15 protein-coding genes are annotated in these 17372 nt (G+C 70.3%); 1 reads left to right on the top strand and 14 read right to left on the bottom strand.

From position 1 onward, the window contains the following. Positions 1-191 precede the first annotated feature (191 nt). On the top strand, positions 192-677 hold the full coding sequence (locus V2J85_RS32355) for a hypothetical protein (protein WP_330823582.1): 486 nt from the start codon (positions 192-194) through the stop codon (positions 675-677). Between the two features lie 191 nt (positions 678-868). Here the strand turns inward: V2J85_RS32355 and nuoN are convergent, their stop codons facing one another. The 14 genes from nuoN to V2J85_RS32285 are packed head-to-tail and all read right to left on the bottom strand — an operon-like array spanning position 869 to position 17271. Further along, entirely contained in the window at positions 869-2521 is a 1653-nt protein-coding gene (gene nuoN, locus V2J85_RS32350; RefSeq protein ID WP_261957006.1) for an NADH-quinone oxidoreductase subunit NuoN, read from the bottom strand. Further along, on the bottom strand, positions 2518-4176 hold the full coding sequence (locus V2J85_RS32345) for an NADH-quinone oxidoreductase subunit M (protein WP_261957005.1): 1659 nt from the start codon (positions 4174-4176) through the stop codon (positions 2518-2520). Before V2J85_RS32345 ends, nuoN begins: the two co-directional genes overlap by 4 nt. A gap of 3 nt (positions 4177-4179) precedes the next feature. Next, a complete protein-coding gene (gene nuoL / locus V2J85_RS32340; RefSeq protein WP_261957004.1) occupies positions 4180-6126 on the bottom strand; it encodes an NADH-quinone oxidoreductase subunit L in 1947 nt (648 codons plus the stop codon). A 13-nt stretch (positions 6127-6139) separates the two neighbouring features. After that, on the bottom strand, positions 6140-6439 hold the full coding sequence (nuoK, locus tag V2J85_RS32335; RefSeq protein WP_030283548.1) for an NADH-quinone oxidoreductase subunit NuoK: 300 nt from the start codon (positions 6437-6439) through the stop codon (positions 6140-6142). After that, complete coding sequence (locus V2J85_RS32330; protein WP_330823581.1) at positions 6436-7299, bottom strand: NADH-quinone oxidoreductase subunit J; 864 nt, start codon at positions 7297-7299, stop codon at positions 6436-6438. Before V2J85_RS32330 ends, nuoK begins: the two co-directional genes overlap by 4 nt. Then, the gene (gene nuoI, locus V2J85_RS32325; RefSeq protein WP_261957002.1) at positions 7296-7913 is read right to left on the bottom strand and encodes an NADH-quinone oxidoreductase subunit NuoI; all 618 of its coding nucleotides are present in this window, start codon (positions 7911-7913) and stop codon (positions 7296-7298) included. The genes V2J85_RS32330 and nuoI overlap by 4 nt, the downstream gene beginning before the upstream one ends. Then, entirely contained in the window at positions 7906-9294 is a 1389-nt protein-coding gene (gene nuoH / locus V2J85_RS32320; protein WP_330823580.1) for an NADH-quinone oxidoreductase subunit NuoH, read from the bottom strand. The genes nuoI and nuoH overlap by 8 nt, the downstream gene beginning before the upstream one ends. Then, positions 9291-11846 carry an NADH-quinone oxidoreductase subunit G gene (locus tag V2J85_RS32315; protein WP_330823579.1) on the bottom strand — a complete coding sequence of 852 codons (2556 nt, stop codon included), beginning with the start codon at positions 11844-11846 and terminating at the stop codon, positions 9291-9293. The genes nuoH and V2J85_RS32315 overlap by 4 nt, the downstream gene beginning before the upstream one ends. Continuing rightward, positions 11843-13225, bottom strand: coding sequence for an NADH-quinone oxidoreductase subunit NuoF (gene nuoF, locus V2J85_RS32310; protein WP_265362176.1), 1383 nt, complete (start codon positions 13223-13225; stop codon positions 11843-11845). Before nuoF ends, V2J85_RS32315 begins: the two co-directional genes overlap by 4 nt. After that, entirely contained in the window at positions 13225-14148 is a 924-nt protein-coding gene (nuoE, locus tag V2J85_RS32305; RefSeq protein WP_261956999.1) for an NADH-quinone oxidoreductase subunit NuoE, read from the bottom strand. The genes nuoF and nuoE overlap by 1 nt, the downstream gene beginning before the upstream one ends. A gap of 50 nt (positions 14149-14198) precedes the next feature. After that, positions 14199-15575 (bottom strand): NADH-quinone oxidoreductase subunit D, encoded by a 1377-nt coding sequence (locus tag V2J85_RS32300; RefSeq protein WP_261956998.1) that lies wholly within the window; start codon positions 15573-15575, stop codon positions 14199-14201. Continuing rightward, positions 15575-16351, bottom strand: a complete 777-nt coding sequence (locus V2J85_RS32295) for an NADH-quinone oxidoreductase subunit C (RefSeq protein ID WP_261956997.1) — start codon at positions 16349-16351, stop codon at positions 15575-15577. The genes V2J85_RS32300 and V2J85_RS32295 overlap by 1 nt, the downstream gene beginning before the upstream one ends. Further along, positions 16348-16902 (bottom strand): NuoB/complex I 20 kDa subunit family protein, encoded by a 555-nt coding sequence (locus V2J85_RS32290; protein ID WP_030416193.1) that lies wholly within the window; start codon positions 16900-16902, stop codon positions 16348-16350. The genes V2J85_RS32295 and V2J85_RS32290 overlap by 4 nt, the downstream gene beginning before the upstream one ends. 9 nt (positions 16903-16911) lie before the next feature. Further along, positions 16912-17271, bottom strand: a complete 360-nt coding sequence (locus tag V2J85_RS32285) for an NADH-quinone oxidoreductase subunit A (RefSeq protein WP_261956996.1) — start codon at positions 17269-17271, stop codon at positions 16912-16914. Between the last annotated feature and the right edge of the window lie 101 nt (positions 17272-17372).

Raw genomic sequence — 17372 nt, 5'->3', positions numbered from 1 at the left:
ACGTAGGGCGGGGCGGGGCGGGGGGAGGGGGAGCCCCCCCCGAGGAAGAGGGAAGCCGCCCCGCCCCGCCCTACGTCACAGCCCCACACCAACTGCGTACCGGCGTTGATGCAAGAGCGATGACGGGGCGGACGGTGGGGCGGGGGCGCTGTTAGCCTCACGGTCCCTGACCCACAACGGAGGAGACGTACGTGCGCAAGGCAGCACAGATCGCCGGGGCGGCAGCCATCGCCGCGATGCTGCTCAGCGGTTGCGGAAGCAGCGGCGACAACGGCAGCGACAGCAAGCCGAGCAAGACGCCGGAGGCTCCGACGTCGGCTCCGGGAAGCGCGGACAAGCCCGCGAGCCCCAAGGCGGTCGAGGGTGCCTGGAAGGCCGGTACGGACAGCAGCCCGCTGATCCTGGTGATCACCAAGGGCACGGTCGCGTTCAGCAACGGCCACAAGTCCGCGTGTCTGGGCAAGGTCCAGGAGATGGCCGGGATGACCATGGCCGCCCTCAAGTGCACCGACGGGGACACCACCCGCACCATGGGCACGCTCAAGGCCGGATCGGACGGCAAGACTCTGACCGTCGACTGGAAGAACGGCCCCACCGAGAAGTACACCAAGACCAGCGACGGCAGCGTGAAGATCCCCGACATGCCCGAGCTGCCGAGCGGGATGCCCAAGAGCTGACCGCCGGGCCCGCCGGACCGACCACTGGACGGTCGGCGGGGCCCTGCACGGCGAACGGCCGCCGTCCGGAACCCCCCGAGGGCTCCGGACGGCGGCCGTTGCCGCACGCGGTGCTGCGACGCACCGGGCACGTATCCGCGGTACCGGTACGGGTCCGGCGGTCGGCCAAGCCGAGGCCGGCCTCCCGCCGTTCAGCGCACGAAGACTCCCGCATGCCCTGCGAGGTCCAGGAAGTACTGCGGCGCCAGGCCCAGGACCAGGGTGGCGGTGACGCCGATGGCGATGGCCGTGGAGGTCAGCGGGCTGGGCACCGCCACGGTCGGGCCTTCGGCCTTGGGCTCGTTGAAGAACATCAGGACGATGACGCGGATGTAGAAGAACGCGGCGATGGCGGAGGAGATCACACCGACGACCACCAGCCAGCCCGCGCCGCTCTGCGCGGCCGCCTTGAAGACCGCGAACTTCCCGGCGAAACCGGAGGTCAGCGGGATGCCGGCGAAGGCCAGCAGGAACACCGCGAAGACCGCGGCGACCAGCGGCGAACGCCGGCCGAGGCCGGCCCACTTGGACAGCTGGGTGGCCTCGCCGCCCGCGTCCCGCACCAGGGTGACGACGGCGAACGCGCCGAGCGTCACGAAGGAGTAGGCGCCCAGGTAGAACAGCACCGAGGAGACGCCGTCCTTACTGGTGGCGATGACACCGGCGAGGATGAACCCGGCGTGCGCGATGGAGGAGTACGCCAGCAGCCGCTTGATGTCGGTCTGGGTGATGGCGACGATCGCGCCGCCCAGCATCGTGATGATCGCGACGCCCCACATCACCGGCCGCCAGTCCCAGCGCATGCCGGGCAGGACGACGTACAGCACCCGCAGCAGCGCACCGAACGCGGCGACCTTGGTGGCGGCCGCCATGAAGCCGGTGACCGGTGTCGGGGCGCCCTGGTAGACGTCCGGGGTCCACATGTGGAACGGGACCGCGCCGACCTTGAACAGCAGGCCCATCAGCACCAGCGCGCCGCCGATCAGCAGCAGTGCGTCGTTGCTCATCGTGCCGGCCAGGGCCGGGTCGATCTGCTTGGCGCCGTCCGAGACGACCTCGGCGATCCCGGCGTACGTCACCGTGCCCGCGTAGCCGTAGAGCAGGGCGACGCCGAACAGGAGGAAGGCGGAGGAAAACGCGCCGAGGAGGAAGTACTTGAGCGCGGACTCCTGCGACAGCAGCCGCTGGCGGCGGGCCAGTGCGCACAGGATGTACAGCGGGAGGGAGAAGACCTCCAGCGCGACGAAGAGCGTCAGCAGGTCGTTGGCCGCCGGGAAGATCAGCATGCCGCCGACCGCGAAGAGCAGGATCGGGAAGACCTCGGTGGTGGTGAACCCGGCCTTGACGGCGGCCTGTTCGGCGGCGCCGCCGGGGACGGCCGCGGGCTGGGCGGCGAAGGAGTCCACGTGTTTGCCGTGTGCCGCCGGGTCGAGCCGGCGCTCGGCGAAGGTGAAGACGGCGATCAGGGAGACCAGCAGGATCGTGCCCTGGAGGAACAGCGCGGGGCCGTCGACGGCGACGGCGCCCATCGCGGCGACATGGGCCTTGGACGAGCCGAATCCGGCGGCCGCCAGGCCGATCACCGCGGCGAACGCGGCGGCCAGCGCCACCAGGGACAGCAGCAGCTGGGAGTAGTAGCGGCTGCGGCGCGGGACGAAGGCCTCGATCATGATGCCGAGCACCGCGGCGCCGAGGACGATCAGGGTGGGCGAGAGCTGGGCGTACTCGATGTGCGGCCCCGGGATCTTGCCCGGTGCTCCGGCCGCCGCTGTCCACAGGCTGTGGACACTTGCCACGGAACTCATTTCGCGGCCTCCACATCTTGATCACTCGCGGCGTGACCGGCCCGGCCGCTGCCGGGCACGGCGTTCACCTGCACAGTGGGCTTGGGGTCCTTCTTGTCCACGACGGACAGGGTGTGCTCGACCGCCGGGTTGACCAGGTCGGTGAGCGGTTTGGGGTACACGCCGAGGAAGAGCAGCAGCGCGATCAGCGGCGCGACCACCACCAGTTCCCGGGCCCGCAGGTCGGGCATGGCGCTGACCTCGCTCTTCACCGGCCCGGTCATCGTCCGCTGGTAGAGGACGAGGACGTAGAGCGCGGCGAGGACGATGCCGAGGGTGGCGATGACGCCGATGACCGGGTAGCGGCTGAACGTGCCGACCAGGACGAGGAATTCGCTGACGAACGGGGCCAGGCCGGGCAGGGAGAGGGTGGCCAGGCCGCCGATCAGGAAGGTGCCGGCGAGCACGGGGGCGACCTTCTGGACGCCGCCGTAGTCCGCGATGAGCCGGGAGCCGCGGCGGCTGATGAGGAAGCCGGCGACCAGCATCAGGGCGGCGGTCGAGATGCCGTGGTTGACCATGTACAGGGTGGCGCCGCCCTGGCCCTGGGACGTCATGGCGAAGATGCCCAGGATGATGAAGCCGAAGTGGGAGATCGAGGCGTAGGCGATCAGCCGCTTGATGTCCCGCTGGGCGACCGCGAGCAGGGCGCCGTAGACGATGCTGATCAGGGCGAGGACCAGGATGACCGGGGTCGCCCAGCTGCTGGCCTCCGGGAAGAGCTGAAGGCAGAAGCGGAGCATGGCGAAGGTGCCGACCTTGTCGACCACGGCGGTGATCAGGACGGCGACGGGGGCGGTCGATTCGCCCATGGCGCCGGGCAGCCAGGTGTGCAGCGGCCAGAGCGGGGCCTTGACGGCGAAGGCGAAGAAGAAGCCGAGGAACAGCAGGCGTTCGGTGGTGGTGCCGATGTCCAGCTGCCCGGCCGCGCGGGCCTCGACGATCTGCGTCAGGGAGAAGGTGCCGGTGCCGAGCTGGTCGGCGGTGACGGCGTACAGCCCGATGACCGCGGCCAGCATGATCAGGCCGCCGGCGAGGTTGTAGAGCAGGAACTTCACCGCGGCCTGCGACCTGCGGTCCGCGGAGCGCTCCTCGCCGTCGGCGCCGGCGCGGTCCCCGAAGCCTCCGATGAGGAAGTACATCGGGATCAGCATGGCTTCGAAGAAGATGTAGAAGAGGAAGACGTCGGTGGCCTCGAAGGAGATCACCACCATCGCCTCGACGGCGAGGATCAGGGCGAAGAAGCCCTGGGTGGGCCGCCAGCGCCGGTTGGGCGTGGCTTCCTCCAGGGGGTCGGCGTCGTGCCAGCCGGCCAGGATGACGAACGGGATGAGCAGGGCGGTGAGCGCGATCAGGGCGACCGCGATGCCGTCCACGCCGAGTTCGTAGCGGACGCCGAAGTCGCTGATCCAGGCGTGCGATTCGGTGAGCTGGAAGGGACCCTTGGCGGTGGGGTCGAAGCGGAACGCGACGACGAGGGCCAGCGCGAAGGTGAGCAGGGAGAAGAGCAGCGCGAGCCATTTGGCCACGGTGCGCTTGGCGGCGGGCAGCGCGGCAGTGGCGATCGCGCCGATCGCCGGTACCACGGCCGTCGCCGTCAGCAGGGGAAACGACATGGCTCAGACACCCCTCATCAGCAGGGTCGCGGCGACGAGTACGGCGGCCCCGCCCAGCATCTGGACCGCGTAGGAGCGGACGAAGCCGCTCTGCAACTGGCGGAGCAGGCCGGAGAGTCCGCCCATGGAGGCGGCCGTGCCGTTGACCGCGCCGTCCACCAGGGTGTGGTCGAGCTGGACGAGGGTGGTGGTCAGGTGGCCGCCGCCGCGGACGAAGACGATGTGGTTGAAGTCGTCCTGGAGGAGGTCGCGGCGGGCGGCGCGGGTGAGCAGCGAGCCGCGGGGGGCGAGCGACGGGACCGGCCGGCGGCCGTACATCAGCCAGGCGACGCCGACGCCGAGGAAGAGGACGACGGTGGTGGCGGCGGTGACGGTCGTGGCGCTGACCGGGGAGTGGCCGTGCGCGAAGGACGTGACGGGCTCCAGCCACTTGACGAAGGCCTCGTTGAGGCTGAACAGGCCGCCGGCGAAGACCGATCCGATGGCCAGCACGACCATGGGGAGGGTCATGACCTTCGGCGACTCGTGCGGATGCGGCGGGGTGTACTCGCCGCCGGTTCCGGCGGCGGGTTCGGCGGAGGGCCGGTCCGGTGAGGGGGTGGGGGCGTTGCGCCAGCGCTCCTCGCCGAAGAACGTCATCAGCATCACCCGGGTCATGTAGAACGCGGTGATCGCGGCGCCCAGGAGGGCCGCGCCGCCGAGGATCCAGCCTTCGGTGCCGCCCTTGGCGAACGCCGCCTCGATGATCTTGTCCTTGGAGAAGAAGCCGGACAGGCCGGGGAAGCCGATGATCGCGAGATAGCCGAGGCCGAAGGTGATGAAGGTGATCGGCATGTACTTCCGCAGGCCGCCGTAACGGCGCATGTCGACCTCGTCGTTCATGCCGTGCATCACCGAGCCGGCGCCGAGGAAGAGGCCCGCCTTGAAGAAGCCGTGGGTGACCAGGTGCATGATCGCGAAGGCGTAGCCGATCGGGCCCAGGCCGGCGGCGAGGATCATGTAGCCGATCTGCGACATCGTCGAGCCGGCCAGGGCCTTCTTGATGTCGTCCTTGGCGCAACCGACGATCGCACCGAAGAGGAGGGTGACCGCGCCGACCGCGACGACGGCGGTCTGGGCGTCCGGTGCGGCGTTGAAGATCGCCCCGGAGCGGGTGATCAGATACACGCCGGCGGTGACCATCGTGGCGGCGTGGATCAGGGCGGAGACCGGGGTGGGGCCCTCCATGGCGTCCCCGAGCCAGGACTGCAGTGGTACCTGGGCCGACTTGCCGCAGGCGGCCAGCAGCAGCATCAGCCCGATGGCGGTGAGCTTGCCCTCGGAGGTGGCGCCGGTGGACGCGAGCACCGGGCCGAACGCGAACGTCCCGAACGTCGTGAACATCAGCATGATCGCGATGGACAGGCCCATGTCGCCGACGCGGTTGACCAGGAACGCCTTCTTGGCGGCGGTGGCGGCACTCGGCTTGTGCTGCCAGAACCCGATGAGGAGGTACGAGGCGAGGCCGACGCCCTCCCAACCGACGTACAGCAGGAGGTAGTTGTCGGCGAGGACGAGCAGCAGCATCGCCGCGAGGAAGAGGTTGAGGTAGCCGAAGAAGCGGCGGCGCCGTTCGTCGTGCTCCATGTAGCCGATCGAGTAGACGTGGATCAGTGAGCCGACGCCGGTGATCAGCAGGACGAAGGTCATGGACAGCTGGTCGAGCTGGAAGGCGACGTCGGCGCGGAAGCCGCCGACCGGGATCCAGCTGAACAGGTGCTGGTGCAGCGCCCGGTGGTCGGCGCTCCTGCCGAGCATGTCGGCGAAGAGCGCCACCCCGACGGCGAACGACGCCGCCGCGAAGAGGGTGCCGATCCAGTGGCCGGTGCGGTCGAGCCGTTTTCCGCCGCACAGCAGCAGGGCCGCACCGACCAGCGGTGCCGCGACGAGCAGCGCGATCAAGTTCTCCACTTTGGGCGACCCCTTACAGCTTCATCAGGCTGGCGTCGTCGACCGAGGCCGTATGACGGGTGCGGAAGATCGTCACGATGATCGCCAGGCCGACCACGACCTCGGCCGCGGCGACGACCATCGTGAAGAAGGCGATGATCTGGCCGTCCAGATTCCCGTGCAGGCGGGAGAAGGTGACGAAGGCGAGGTTGCAGGCGTTGAGCATCAGCTCGATGCACATGAACACCACGATGGCGTTCCGCCTGATCAGCACCCCGGCCGCGCCGATGGTGAACAGCAGGGCGGCGAGATAGAGGTAGTAGACCGGGTTCATTTCTTGGCGCCCTCCTTGTGCTCCTTCGGCGATGCGCCACCGGACGGCGGGGCTTCGGGCTCCTCGCCGGAGCCGCGGCCCAGCCAGTCCTCGGAGCGCCGCTCCAGCGCCTTCAGCTCGGCGAGCGACTCGCGGGAGACGTCCCGGATCTGGCCGCGGGCGCGCAGCGTCGGATTGACGGTCAGCTCGGACGGGGTGCCGTCGGGCAGCAGGCCGGGGATGTCCACGGCGTTGTGCCGGGCGTAGACGCCGGGGGCGGGCAGCGGCGGCACCTGCTTGCCCTCGCGGACCCGGGCCTCGGACTGCTCGCGCTGGGTCCTGACGCGCTCGGTGCGCTCCCGGTGGGTGAGCACCATCGCGCCGACGGCCGCCGTGATCAGCAGGGCGCCGGTGATCTCGAAGGCGAAGACGTACTTGGTGAAGATGAGCGCGGCCAGGCCCTGGACGTTGCCTCCGGCGTTGGCCTCGCCGAGGCCGTTGAACTCCTTGAGGGAGGCGTTGCCGATGCCGGCGATCAGCAGGATGCCGAAGCCGAGGCCCAGTCCGGCGGCGAGCCAGCGCTGGCCCTTGAGCGTCTCCTTGAGGGAGTCCGCGGCGGTGACGCCGACCAGCATGACGACGAACAGGAACAGCATCATGATCGCGCCGGTGTAGACGACGATCTGCACGACGCCGAGGAAGTACGCGCCGTTGGCGAGGTAGAAGACCGCCAGGACGATCATGGTGCCGGCGAGCGACAGGGCGCTGTGCACGGCCCGCTTCATCAGGATCGTGCAGAGGGCGCCGACGACGGCGACGGTGCCCAGGAGCCAGAACTGCACGGCCTCGCCGGTGGAGGCCGCGGCGGCGAGGGAGGTCATCGCTCGGTCACCTCCCGCGCGGCGGGCTCCTGCGGGCCGGTCGTGGCGGCGGCCTCCTGGGGCTGCTCGCCCTTGGACACCGCGACCTGACGGACCGTCCCCGGGGCGGCCTCGGTCACCAGGCCGTTGTAGTAGTCCTTCTCCGTCATGCCGGGGTGGATGGCATGCGGCGTGTCGACCATCGTGTCCTCCAGGCCGGCGAGCAGCTCCTCCTTGGTGTAGATGAGCGAGGTGCGGGACCGGTCGGCGAGTTCGTACTCATTGGTCATGGTCAGTGCGCGGGTGGGACAGGCCTCCACGCACAGGCCGCACAGGATGCAGCGCAGGTAGTTGATCTGGTAGACGCGGCCGTAGCGCTCGCCCGGGGAGTAGCGCTCCTCGTCGGTGTTGTCCGCGCCCTCGACGTAGATCGCGTCGGCCGGGCAGGCCCAGGCGCACAGCTCGCAGCCGATGCACTTCTCCAGCCCGTCCGGGTGCCGGTTGAGCTGATGGCGGCCGTGGAAGCGCGGCGCCGTCGGCTTCTTCTCCTCCGGGTACTGCTCGGTCAGCCGCTTCTTGAACATGGCCTTGAAGGTCACGCCGAAGCCGGCCACGGGGTTCTGGAACTCAGGCACCGTCGCCCCCCTTTCCGTCGGTTTCGTTTCCGTCACTGACAGTGTCCACCCGACCACTGACAATCAACTCACGCTGATGGCGCGGGCGTCGGCGCGGCACCGGCGGCAGGCTCTGCCCGGGCAGCGGCGGCACCGGGAACCCGCCGGCCATCGGGTCGAACGCCCCCTCGCCGTCCGGCTCCTCCTCGTTCTCGCCGCGCCGGAAGAAGTCCACGAGCAGCGAGATCAGCAGCAGCGCGACCGCGCCGCCGGCGACGTAGAGCACGATCTGGGAGAAGTTGTAGCCCTCGTTCTTCAGCGCCCGGACGCTGGCGACGAGCATCAGCCAGACCAGCGAGACCGGGATGAGGACCTTCCAGCCCAGCTTCATCAGCTGGTCGTAGCGCACCCGGGGGAGCGTGCCGCGCAGCCAGATGAAGAAGAACAGCAGCAGCTGCACCTTGATCGTGAACCACAGCATCGGCCACCAGCCGTGGTTGGCGCCCTCCCAGAACGTCGAGATCGGGTACGGGGCCCGCCAGCCGCCGAGGAAGAGGGTGGTCGCGACCGCCGAGACCGTCACCATGTTCACGTACTCGGCGAGCATGAACATCGCGAACTTGATGGACGAGTACTCGGTGTTGAAGCCGCCCACGAGGTCGCCCTCGGACTCCGGCATGTCGAACGGCGCCCGGTTGGTCTCCCCCACCATCGTCGCGATGTAGATGAGGAACGACACCGGCAGCAGCAGGATGTACCACCTGTTCTGCTGCGACTCCACGATGGTCGACGTCGACATCGACCCGGAGTACAGGAAGACCGAGGCGAAGGCGGCGCCCATGGCGATCTCGTACGAGATCATCTGCGCGCACGAGCGGAGACCGCCCAGCAGCGGGTACGTCGAGCCGGAGGACCAGCCCGCCAGCACGATGCCGTAGATGCCCACCGAGGCGGTGGCCAGGATGTAGAGGATGCCGATCGGCAGGTCGGTCAGCTGCATCGGGGTGCGGTGGCCGAAGATCGAGATCTCGTTGTCGGCCGGGCCGAACGGGACCACCGCGATCGCCATGAACGCCGGGATGGCCGCCACGATCGGCGCGAGGACGTAGACCAGTTTGTCGGCCCGCCGGACGACCAGGTCCTCCTTCAGCATCAGTTTGATGCCGTCGGCGAGCGACTGGAGCATGCCCCAGGGCCCGTGCCGGTTGGGGCCGATGCGCAACTGCATCCAGGCGACGACCTTGCGCTCCCACACGATGGAGAACAGCACCGTCAGCATCAGGAACGCGAAGCAGAAGACCGCCTTGATGACGACCAGCCACCACGGGTCGCGGCCGAACATCGACAGGTCCTCCTGGGCCAGCGCGGTCTGCGCGGCGGCCAGTTGACCGAGCTGCATCATGCGTCCACCTCCTTGGCCGGCTCCGGCGTGCCCGGGGCGGCGGAGATCCTCACCAGTTCGCCGGGGCGCGCACCGGTGTCGGCGGCGACGCCCCCGCCCGTGGAGTTGAGCGGCAGCCACACCACCCGGTCGGGCATCGGCGTGACCCGCAGCGGCAGCCGCACCGAGCCGGCCGGCCCGCTGACCGCCAGCACGTCGCCGTCCTTGACGCCGGTCTCGGCGGCGGTGGTCTCCGACAGCCGGGCGACGGCGGCGTGCCGGGTGCCGGCCAGCGCCTCGTCGCCTTCCTGGAGGACGCCCTGGTCCAGCAGCAGCCGGTGCCCGGCGAGCACCGCCTCGCCGGTGCCGGGCCGCGGCAGCGGCCGCCCGGTCTCCAGCGGGTCGCCCGCGTACGGGCCGTCCCAGTTGCCGAGCCGGGTCAGCTCGCGGCGTACGGAGGCGACGTCCGGCAGTGCCAGGTGGACGTCGAGGGCGTCGGCGAGCATGTGCAGCACCCGGGAGTCCGGCAGCAGATGGCGGCGGGTCATCTGGTCGGGCTTGAGCGCGGCCTCGAACAGCCGGGCCCGGCCCTCCCAGTTGAGGAACGTTCCTGCCTTCTCCACCACGGCCGCCACCGGGAGGACCACATCGGCCCGCTCGGTGACCTCGGAGGGCCGCAGCTCCAGGCTGACCAGGAACCCGACCTCGTCCAGGGCGGTCCGCGCCCGGGCCGGGTCCGGCAGGTCGGCGACCTCGACGCCGGCCACCAGCAGCGCGCTCAGCTCACCGGTCGCCGCGGCCTCGATGATCTGGCCGGTGTCCCGGCCGTGCCGGTGCGGCAGCGCGGCCACGCCCCAGGCGGCGGCGACCTCGTCGCGGGCCCGCGGGTCGGTGGCCGGCCGGCCGCCGGGCAGCAGACCGGGCAGCGCGCCCGCCTCCACCGCACCGCGTTCGCCCGCCCGCCGCGGGATCCACACCAGCCGCGCGCCGGTCGCGGTGGCGGCGCGCACCGCGGCGGTCAGCGCACCCGGCACCGCCGCCAGCCGCTCACCGACGACGATCACCGCGCCGTCCGCGCGCAGCGCCTCGGCCGCCGCGTGCCCCTCGCCGTCCAGGCCCGCCCGTCGTCCGCCACCGCCCTCCGCGGGAAGGCTCTCCGCGCCCGCTGCCTCGTTGCCGGCCAGCGCGTCCAGCCATTCCGTTTCGGTGCCGGGCGCGGCCGGCAGCAGCGTCCCGCCGGCCTTGATCAGCCCGCGGGAGGCGTAGGCGGCGAGCCCGAAGGTGCGCTGCCCGTACTTGCGGTGGGCCTTGCGCAGCCGCAGGAAGACGCCGGGCGCCTCCTCCTCCGCCTCGATGCCCGCCAGCAGCACGGCCGGCGCCTTCTCCAGGGCGGCGTACGTGACCCCGTCGCCCCCGAGGTCACGGCCACGGCCGGCGACCCGGGCCGCCAGGAAGTCCGCCTCCTCGGCGCTGTGCGCCCGGGCCCGGAAGTCGATGTCGTTGGTGTGCAGCGCGATCCGGGCGAACTTGGCGTACGCGTAGGCGTCCTCGACGGTGAGCCGGCCGCCGGTCAGCACACCGGTACGGCCCTTGGCCGCGGCCAGCCCGCGGGCCGCCGCCGCGAGGGCCGTCGGCCAGCTCGCCGGCTCCAGTTCCCCGGACTCCGCGTTGCGCACCAACGGGTGCTCCAGCCGGTCACGCTGCTGCGCGTACCGGAAGGCGAAGCGCCCCTTGTCGCAGATCCACTCCTCGTTGACCTCCGGGTCGTTCGCCGCCAGCCGCCGCATGACCTTGCCGCGCCGGTGGTCGGTGCGCGTCGCGCAGCCGCCCGCGCAGTGCTCGCACACCGACGGCGACGACACCAGGTCGAAGGGGCGGGAGCGGAAGCGGTAGGCGGCCGAGGTGAGCGCGCCGACCGGGCAGATCTGGATGGTGTTGCCGGAGAAGTACGACTGGAAGGGGTCGCCCTCCCCCGTGCCGACCTGCTGGAGCGCGCCGCGCTCGACCAGCTCGATCATCGGGTCGCCGGCGATCTGGTTGCTGAAGCGGGTGCAGCGCGCGCACAGCACGCACCGCTCACGGTCCAGCAGCACCTGGGTGGAGATCGGCACCGGCTTGGCGAACGTGCGCTTCTTCCCCTCGAAGCGCGAGTCCGGGTCACCGACCTGCATCGCCTGGTTCTGCAGCGGGCACTCGCCGCCCTTGTCGCAGACCGGGCAGTCCAGCGGGTGGTTGATCAGCAGCAGCTCCATCACGCCGCGCTGCGCCTTCTCGGCCACCGGCGACGTCAGCTGCGACTTGACGACCATGCCGTCGGTGCAGGTGATCGTGCAGGACGCCATCGGCTTGCGCTGGCCCTCGACCTCCACGATGCACTGCCGGCAGGCGCCCGCGGGGTCCAGCAGCGGGTGGTCGCAGAAGCGCGGGATCTCGATGCCGAGGAGTTCGGCGGCGCGGATGACCAGCGTCCCCTTGGGGACGGAGATCTCGATGCCGTCGATCGTCAGGGTGACGAGGTCCTCCGGGGGGACCGCGGCGGAGCCGCTGCTCGACCCCGTAGTGGTGACGGTCATGCATTCACCCCCAGGTGAGCGTCGTTGTCGGCCCACAGGGTCGACTTGGCGGGGTCGAACGGGCAGCCCTTGCCGGTGATGTGCTGCTCGTACTCCTCGCGGAAGTACTGGAGCGAGGAGAAGATCGGCGAGGCGGCGCCGTCGCCGAGCGCGCAGAACGACTTGCCGTTGATGTTGTCGGCGATGTCGGCGATCTTGTCGAGGTCGGCCATCCGGGCACGGCCCGCCTCGATGTCGCGCAGCAACTGCACCAGCCAGTACGTCCCTTCACGGCAGGGCGTGCACTTGCCGCAGGACTCGTGCGCGTAGAACTCGGTCCAGCGGGTGACCGCCCGCACGACGCAGGTGGTCTCGTCGAAGCACTGCAGCGCCTTGGTGCCGAGCATCGAGCCGGCCGCGCCGACGCCCTCGTAGTCGAGGGGCACGTCGAGGTGCTCGTCGGTGAACATCGGCGTGGAGGAACCGCCGGGCGTCCAGAACTTCAGCCGGTGGCCGCGGCGCATCCCGCCGCTCATGTCGAGCAGCTGGCGCAGCGTGATGCCCAACGGGGCTTCGTACTGGCCCGGGTTGGCGACGTGGCCGCTGAGCGAGTAGAGCGTGAAGCCCGGGGACTTCTCGCTGCCCATCGACCTGAACCAGTCTTTTCCTCTGGTGAGGATCGCGGGAACGGATGCGATGGATTCGACGTTGTTGACGACAGTGGGGCAGGCGTAGAGGCCGGCCACCGCGGGGAAGGGAGGACGCAGCCGGGGCTGTCCGCGACGGCCCTCCAGGGAATCCAGCAGCGCGGTTTCCTCACCGCAGATGTACGCGCCGGCGCCCGCGTGCACGATCACGTCCAGGTCGAGCCCCGACCCCAGGATGTTCTTTCCGAGGAAGCCCGCCGCGTAGGCCTCGCGCACGGCTTCGTGCAGCCGGCGCAGCACGGGTACGACCTCACCGCGCAGATAGATGAAGGCGTGGTGCGCACGGATCGCGTGACAGGCGATCACGATCCCTTCGATGAGGGCATGCGGGTTGGCGAAGAGGAGGGGGATGTCCTTGCAGGTCCCCGGCTCCGATTCGTCAGCGTTGACAACGAGATAGTGCGGTTTGCCGTCGCCCTGCGGAATGAACTGCCATTTCATTCCGGTGGGGAAGCCCGCGCCGCCGCGGCCGCGCAGACCGGAGTCCTTGACGTAGGCGATGACGTCGTCGGGGGACATCGCGAGCGCCTTGCGCAGGCCCTCGTAGCCCTCGTGCCGGCGGTAGGTCTCCAGCGTCCAGGACTCGGGCTGGTCCCAGAAGGCGGACAGGACGGGCACGAGGAGCTTCTCGGGGCTGGCCTCTCCCCCGGCCGGTGGCCGGGAGGAGCCCCCGTGTTCGGCTGCCACGGTCATCACTCCCCCTCCTTAGCGGTGGGCCCGGCCGCATCGTTGCCGCGGGGCGGAGCCCCTTCGTCCGGGGCGGTGGCGGGAGACGGGTGGGCGGTATCGGAGGCCGAGGTTTCCTGCGGGGCGTCGTGGGAGCTGGGGTGTCCCGCGGGCGCCTGCTCGCCGGTGTGGCCGCCGGGGGGTTCGCCGGCGGTGCCCTCCTCGGGGCGCCCGCCCTCGCCGGCGCGGGGCGACACGACGTGATCGGCGCCGGCGCCGCGGCCGGGCGCGGCCTCGCCCTTGGCCAGGCGGAGCCCGATCAGCGAGGCGGGTCCGGCGCTCCCGGTGGCGGCGGTGGCACCCGGCCGCTCGTCGGGAAACCCGGCGAGGATGCGGGCGGTCTCCTTGAAGGTGCACAGCGGTGCGCCGCGGGTGGGTTCGACGGTCCGGCCGGCCCGCAGGTCGTCGACGAGCTGCCGGGCGGACTCCGGCGTCTGGTTGTCGAAGAACTCCCAGTTGACCATCACGACGGGCGCGAAGTCGCAGGCGGCGTTGCACTCGATGTGTTCGAGGGTGACGGCGCCGTCCTCGGTGGTCTCGCCGTTGCCGACGCCGAGGTGCTCCTGGAGCTCCTCGAAGATGGCGTCGCCGCCCATCACCGCGCAGAGCGTGTTGGTGCAGACCCCGACCTGGTAGTCACCGCCGGCCTTGCGCCGGTACATGGAGTAGAAGGTCGCCACGGCGGTGACCTCGGCGGTGGTGAGGTCCAGCAGCTCGGCGCAGAAGCGGATGCCGGTGCGGGTGACGTGCCCGTCCTCGGCCTGGACGAGGTGCAGCAGCGGCAGCAGCGCCGAGCGCGGGCCGGGGTAGCGGGCGATCACCTCCTTGGCGTCCGCCTCCAGCCGGGCCCGGACGTCGGCCGGGTAGTCGGGGGCGGGGAGCGCGGGCATCCCCAGACTGGTGGGGCTTGCGGGGGCTCCCTGCGGAGAAGACGCAGTGGTCACCGGTCGACGCCTCCCATCACGGGGTCGATGGACGCGACGGCGACGATGACGTCGGCGACCTGGCCGCCTTCGCACATCGCCGCCATGGCCTGCAGGTTGGTGAAGGACGGGTCGCGGAAGTGCACCCGGTAGGGGCGGGTGCCGCCGTCGCTGACCGCGTGCACGCCCAGCTCGCCCTTGGGTGACTCGACGGCCGCGTAGGCCTGCCCGGGCGGGACCCGGAAGCCCTCGGTCACGAGCTTGAAGTGGTGGATCAGGGCCTCCATCGAGGTGCCCATGATCTTCTTGATGTGGTCGAGGGAGTTGCCCAGGCCGTCCGGGCCGAGCGCCAGCTGGGCGGGCCAGGCGATCTTCTTGTCCGCGACCATCACCGGCCCGGGTTCGAGCCGGTCCAGGCACTGCTCGATGATCCGCAGCGACTGCCGCATCTCCTCCAGCCGGATCAGGAACCGCCCGTAGGCGTCGCAGGTGTCGGCGGTCGGGATGTCGAACTCGTAGTCCTCGTAACCGCAGTACGGCTGTGTCTTGCGCAGGTCGTGCGGCAGGCCGGCGGAGCGGACGATGGGCCCGGTGGCGCCGGTGGCCATGCAGCCGGCCAGGTCGAGGTAGCCGATGCCCTCCATGCGGCCCTTGAAGACCGGGTTGCCGGTGGCGAGCTTGTCGTACTCGGGGAGGTTCTTGCGCATCTTCTTGACGAAGGCGCGCACCTGGTCGACGGCGCCCGGGGGCAGGTCCTGGGCCAGGCCGCCGGGCCGGATGTAGGCGTGGTTCATCCGCAGGCCGGTGATCAGCTCGTAGATGTCGAGGATCAGCTCGCGGTCCCGGAAGCCGTAGATCATGATCGTGGTGGCGCCCAGCTCCATGCCGCCGGTGGCGATGCACACCAGGTGGGAGGAGAGCCGGTTGAGTTCCATCAGCATCACGCGGACGACCGAGGCCCGGTCGGGGATGTCGTCGGTGATGCCGAGCAGCTTCTCCACGGCCAGGCAGTAGGCCGTCTCGTTGAAGAAGGGGGTGAGGTAATCCATCCTCGTCACGAAGGTGGTGCCCTGCGTCCAGGTCCGGTATTCGAGGTTCTTCTCGATGCCGGTGTGGAGGTAGCCGATGCCGCAGCGGGCCTCGGTGACGGTCTCCCCGTCGATCTCCAGGATCAGCCGGAGCACGCCGTGCGTGGACGGGTGCTGCGGCCCCATGTTGACGATGATCCGCTCGTCGTCGGACTTCGCCGCGGACGCCGCGATCTCGTCCCAGTCGCCGCCGGTGACGTTGTAGACGGTGCCCTCGGTGGTCTCCCGGGCGAGCGACTCGGTCGTGTCGAAGTCGCTGGACGTGCGGTGGCCGTTCGGGGAGTGGGAGTGCGGTGCAGTAGTCATCAGCTGTACGACCTCCGCTGGTCGGGAGCCGGGATCTGGGCGCCCTTGTACTCGACGGGAATGCCGCCGAGCGGGTAGTCCTTGCGCTGCGGGAAGCCCTGCCAGTCGTCCGGCATCATGATCCGGGTCAGCGCGGGATGGCCGTCGAAGACCAGGCCGAAGAAGTCGTAGGTCTCGCGCTCGTGCCAGTCGTTGGTCGGGTAGACCGCGACGAGCGAGGGGATGTGCGGGTCCGCGTCCGGCGCGGAGACCTCCAGCCGGATCAGCCGGTTGTGGGTGATCGAGCGCAGGTGGTAGACGGCGTGCAGCTCGCGGCCCTTGTCGCCGGGGAAGTGGACGCCGCTGACGCCGGTACACAGCTCGAAGCGGAGCGCCGGGTCGTCGCGCAGGATCCGGGCGACCGCCGGGAGGTACTCCCGCTCGATGTGGAAGGTCAGCTCGCCGCGGTCGACGACGGTCTTCGGGATGACGTTCTCGGGGACCAGCCCCTGTTCGTCGAGGGCGCCCTCCAGTTCGTCGGCGATCTCGTCGAAGTCCCCGTACGCTTCCCGGGCGCCGGGCCCGCCGTACGGCCGGGAGGTCGCACCGGGCAGTCGGACGGTCCGGACCAGGCCGCCGTAGCCGCTGGTGTCGCCGCCGTTGTCGGCGCCGAACATCCCGCGGCGGGTGGCGATCACCTCGCCGGTGTCGTCGCGCTGCGTCGGGACGGCCTCGCCGTTGGCGTTGTCGCCGCGCGGCTCGTCGTCCGGACGCTCGGGGTTCTTCTGCTCACTCACCGCAGCAGCCCCTTCATCTCGATCAGCGGGAGCGCCTTGAGCGCCGCTTCCTCGGCCTCGCGGGCGGCCTGCTGCTGATTGACCCCGAGCTTGGTGTGCTGGATCTTGTCGTGGAGCTTGAGGATGGCGTCCATCAGCATTTCGGGGCGCGGTGGGCAGCCCGGGAGATAGATGTCGACGGGCACGATGTGGTCGACGCCCTGCACGATCGCGTAGTTGTTGAACATGCCGCCCGAGGAGGCGCAAACCCCCATGGAGATCACCCACTTCGGGTTCGGCATCTGGTCGTAGACCTGCCGCAGCACGGGGGCCATCTTCTGGCTGACCCGGCCGGCCACGATCATCAGGTCCGCCTGCCGCGGGGAGCCGCGGAAGACCTCCATGCCGAAGCGGGCCAGGTCGTAGCGGCCGGCGCCGGTCGTCATCATCTCGATGGCGCAGCAGGCCAGCCCGAAGGTCGCCGGGAAGACCGATGACTTGCGCACCCAGCCCGCGGCCTGTTCGACGGTGGTCAGCAGAAAGCCGCTGGGCAGCTTCTCTTCAAGTCCCATGGGTGGCCCCTAGTCCCATTCCAGGCCGCCACGACGCCATACATAGGCGTAGGCGACGAAGACGGTGAGCGCGAAGAGGAGCATCTCGACGAGCCCGAACAGTCCCAGGGCGTCGAAGGTGACGGCCCAGGGATAGAGGAAGACGATCTCGATGTCGAAGACGATGAAGAGCATCGCCGTCAGGTAGTACTTGATCGGGAAGCGACCGCCACCGGACGGTTGTGGCGTCGGCTCGATCCCGCATTCGTACGCCTCGAGCTTGGCCCGGTTGTAGCGCCTGGGCCCGATGAGCGCGGCCATGACGACGGAGAAGATCGCAAAGCCTGCCCCGAGGGCTCCTAGTACGAGGATGGGCGCGTAAGCGTTCACCGTCCCCGCTCCCTTCAGTCGACGATGACTGGATGGCGGTCCGCCCGGGCCCCTTCGCCGCCCCTCGGAGATCGTGCACATGTGAGGCAGTTCACAAGCCC

It is taken from the genome of Streptomyces bugieae (genome assembly GCF_036352915.1).
Lineage (GTDB): Bacteria > Actinomycetota > Actinomycetes > Streptomycetales > Streptomycetaceae > Streptomyces > Streptomyces endophytica.
Note: the sequence above shows the minus strand (reverse complement) of the source record. Positions and strands in the feature narration are given on the sequence as shown.